The sequence below is a fragment of the Flavobacterium sp. W21_SRS_FM6 genome, from assembly GCF_052119645.1.
In the GTDB taxonomy this organism is placed as follows: domain Bacteria; phylum Pseudomonadota; class Gammaproteobacteria; order Enterobacterales; family Alteromonadaceae; genus Paraglaciecola.
Genome location: NZ_JBGQOM010000031.1, coordinates 1 through 1,298, shown reverse-complemented (window position 1 = coordinate 1,298; position 1,298 = coordinate 1). Strand labels below are relative to the sequence as shown.

1 protein-coding gene is annotated in these 1,298 nt (G+C 39.8%); it reads right to left on the bottom strand.

Features of this window, described 5'->3' with window-relative positions; all coding sequences use genetic code 11:
* Positions 1 to 28 precede the first annotated feature (28 nt).
* Positions 29 to 1,257, bottom strand: a protein-coding gene (locus tag ACEN2L_RS20700; RefSeq protein ID WP_441745968.1) for an IS3 family transposase whose coding sequence is annotated in 2 segments (ribosomal slippage) — positions 29 to 906 and positions 906 to 1,257 — 1,230 coding nt in all. Because the reading frame shifts where the segments join, the coding sequence is not laid out codon by codon here.
* Between the last annotated feature and the right edge of the window lie 41 nt (positions 1,258 to 1,298).

The following is a 1,298-nucleotide window of genomic DNA, read 5'->3' as shown; positions in this document are numbered from 1 at the left end:
TGTCCCGTCCTAAAATAAGTTGACGGTTTTAAGCCAGCATTTTTTGCTGGCTTTTCATTATATGCACTTTGTTAGGTGTGTTCATCTCTAAACTCAAGTGCGGCCTTAATTCGTTGTATATGTTTATCGATTCACTGACCAATACTCTTAGTTCATTCAGTGTATTGCATTGATAGATTAAGAACTCTTGTTTAAGTATTCCGTTTATTCGTTCAGCGAGCGCATTTTGATAACAGTCATAGCCATCAGTCATTGAAGGGCGGATGTTATTTGTCTCAAGTACTGATTGATACAACGTTGAGCAGTATTGCAATCCTCGGTCTGAGTGATGAATAGCATCATGGTCGTAACGTCTATTTTGTATCGCCATATCGAGGGCTTTAACGACATCCGTCGCTTTCATTTCATTACTGACATGATAACCGACTATCTTGCGTGAGAAGGCATCTGTAACCAATGATAAATAGTGGACACCTTCATTTGATTGTACATAGGTTATATCACTGACAAAGATTTCTTCAGGCCGAGTAGGCGTTGTATCTTTGAGTAGATTAGGATGTTTTTTCATCCAGTGTTTGCTGAACGTGGTTTTGATGTAACTCTTCTTGGCTTTCACCAGCAAGCCTTCCTGGCGAAGGTAATCAAACAAGCCATCTCTGCCTAACTTGATGTCATGTTCAACTAATTTCGGCTTGATGAGTTGATACAGTTTACGCACACCCAATTGGGGCATGTATTTTCGCCAATACATGACCCACACTTTGATAGGGTTTAATTTGTCTCGTTTCATTTCCATTCTCGATACCGATTGATAAACGGACTGTCGAGAGATACTGAATAACCGACACGCGGCAGCTAAGCTTATTTCGTTGTTTTGCTTAGCTTGCCAGACGTATCGGATAAGTACTTTTTTCTTAGGCCTGCTCCATATTCTTTGTCCATGATATCCACCATGCCGTTGAGCACTTGGTTTCTGATTCTTTCATCTTGGAGTTCACGCTCTAAGCGTTTAATTTGTTGGGCAGGTGTTTCTTTTGATTTAGGCATAAGTGGATGTTGAAATGGCTTCGACCAGTTCATTTTACCATGTTTCCTAAGCCAGACTAAAACGGTACTTCTTCCTTGTATGCCGAAGTGATTTTGGGCTTGTTTGTAAGTAAATTCGCCTTTTTCTACTAGCTCAACAACACTTAATTTAAAGCCTAAAGTGTAATCTCGTTGTGACCGTCTAGCGCTTTTATTACTTGATGTTTTCATAAAGAAGTCCTCTTTATGTCAACTTATTTCAGGATGGGACA